Origin of the sequence: Nocardioides sp. (assembly GCF_024509035.1) — a bacterium.
Lineage (GTDB): Bacteria > Actinomycetota > Actinomycetes > Propionibacteriales > Nocardioidaceae > Nocardioides.
The window spans coordinates 1-2,466 of record NZ_JANINT010000284.1 but is presented as its reverse complement, the minus strand read 5'-3'; the positions used below and the strand labels follow the sequence as shown (position 1 = coordinate 2,466).

Sequence of the window (2,466 nt, the reverse complement as noted above, 5' to 3'; positions counted from 1 at the left end):
GTCATGGACTCCGGCGACCTGGAGCGCGAGAAGGGCATCACCATCCTCGCGAAGAACACCGCGATCCACTACTCCGGCCCGTCGGGCGGCGGCCAGCCGATGACGATCAACATCATCGACACCCCCGGCCACGCCGACTTCGGCGGCGAGGTCGAGCGCGGCCTCTCGATGGTCGACGGCATCGTGCTGCTCGTCGACGCCTCCGAGGGCCCGCTGCCGCAGACCCGCTTCGTGCTGCGCAAGGCGCTGAACGCCGACATGCCGGTCGTCCTCGTCGTCAACAAGGTCGACCGCGGCGACGCCCGCATCTCCGAGGTCGTCGACGAGACCTACGAGCTGTTCATGGACCTGCTCGACGAGAGCCACGGGCAGGACGCGCTGGACTTCCCGGTCGTCTACGCCTCGGCCAAGGCCGGCCGGGCGTCGCTGGAGATGCCCGAGAACGGCGGCCTGCCGGACTCCCCCGACCTCGAGCCGCTGTTCAAGACGATCCTCGAGACGATCCCCGCGCCGACGTACACCGAGGACGCACCGCTGCAGGCCCACGTCACCAACCTCGACGCCTCGCCGTTCCTGGGCCGGCTCGCGCTCGTGCGCGTCCACGAGGGCACGCTGCGCAAGGGCCAGCAGGTGGCCTGGATCAAGCGCGACGGCACCACCAAGACCGTGAAGATCACCGAGCTGCTCATCACCGAAGGTCTCGAGCGCAAGTCCGGCGAGTCCGCCGGCCCGGGCGACATCGTGGCCGTCGCGGGCATCCCCGACATCACCATCGGTGAGACCCTGGCCGACGTCGACAACCCGGTCGCGCTGCCGCTGATCCACGTCGACGAGCCCGCGATCTCGATGACGATCGGCACGAACACCTCCCCGCTGGTCGGCAAGGGCGGCAAGGGCCACAAGGTCACCGCGCGCCTGGTCAAGGACCGCCTCGACTCCGAGCTGGTCGGCAACGTGTCGCTGCGGGTGCTCCCGACCGAGCGCCCCGACGCGTGGGAGGTGCAGGGCCGCGGAGAGCTGGCGCTAGCCATCCTCGTCGAGCAGATGCGCCGCGAGGGCTTCGAGCTGACCGTGGGCAAGCCGCAGGTGGTCACCCGCGAGATCAACGGCAAGATCCACGAGCCGGTCGAGCGGCTCACGATCGACGCGCCCGAGGAGTACCTCGGGACCATCACGGAGCTGCTCGCCACCCGCAAGGGCCGCATGGAGCAGATGACCAACCACGGCACCGGCTGGGTGCGCATGGAGTTCCTGGTCCCCGCCCGCGGGCTGATCGGGTTCCGCACCGAGTTCCTCACCGACACCCGCGGCACCGGCATCGCCCACCACATCTCCGAGGGCTACGAGCCGTGGGCGGGCGAGATCAAGTCGCGCCAGAACGGCTCGCTGGTCGCGGACCGGGCGGGCGCGGCCACGGCGTACGCGATGACGAACCTGCAGGAGCGCGGCGTGATGTTCGTCGAGCCCACCACCGAGGTCTACGAGGGCATGATCGTCGGCGAGAACTCCCGCGCCGACGACATGGACGTCAACATCACCAAGGAGAAGCAGCAGACCAACATCCGGTCCGCGACCTCCGACAACTTCGAGAAGCTCGTGCCGCCGCGCAAGCTCTCGCTCGAGCAGTGCCTGGAGTTCTGCCGCGAGGACGAGTGCGTCGAGGTGACGCCCGAGACCGTGCGCATCCGCAAGGTCGTGCTCGACCAGAACGAGCGGGCGAAGACCGCGAGCCGAGCGCGTAAGGCGAGCAAGTAGGGCCCGTAGCGAGGAACGAGCGGAGGGTTCTGCTTGCTCGTCTTCTGCGAGGCGAGCTGTCGCGCGACGAAGGAGCGCCGACCGCGAGCCGGGCGCGCAAGGCCGCGAAGTAGCCCACCGCCCGACGGGTCGTGTGCCTGAGCACGCGCCATGGCGCGTGCTCAGGCACACGACCCGATGAGCGTGGCCACGCCGACCGGGCAGTAACATCAGCCCGCGTGACCACCCAGTCTTCGGCCCCGCACGCCAGCCACCCCACCTACGACCAGCTCGTCGACCTGCCGGCGTACGCCGAGCAGCCGGTGCCCGTGGCCTTCGAGGACGTCAACGGCCACCTCAACGTGCGCCACTACACCGGCATCGCGAGCGAGGGCCTCGACGAGTCGCTGGTGCCGCTCGGGATCCCGCAGAACTGGCCGGCCCTGGGGCACGCCTGCTTCTCCGCCGAGCACCACCTGACCTACCTCGCCGAGCTGCGCACCGGCGACCGGATGTCGTGCCGGGTGCGGCTGCTGGGCCGCTCGGAGCGGGCCGCGCACGCGCTGGTCTTCCTGCTCGACGACACCCACCAGCGGTTGAGCTACGTGATGGAGGAGGTCTTCCTCCACATCTCGATGGCCTCGCGGCGAACCGAGCCGTGGCCCGAGGACGTCGCCGCCGCCCTCGACGAGCGGATCGCCGAGGACGCGAAGCTGCCGTGGGACGCCGCGA

General features: G+C 70.0%; 2 protein-coding genes. Both read left to right on the top strand.

Going from position 1 to position 2,466, the window contains the following annotated elements; genetic code table 11:
• A partial coding sequence (gene typA, locus Q0L15_RS18940; protein WP_296606066.1) for a translational GTPase TypA occupies positions 1-1,755 on the top strand: 1,755 nt, incomplete at its 5' end.
• 218 nt (positions 1,756-1,973) lie between these two features.
• Positions 1,974-2,466: thioesterase family protein (locus Q0L15_RS18935; RefSeq protein ID WP_296606065.1), on the top strand; the 493-nt coding region annotated here is incomplete at its 3' end.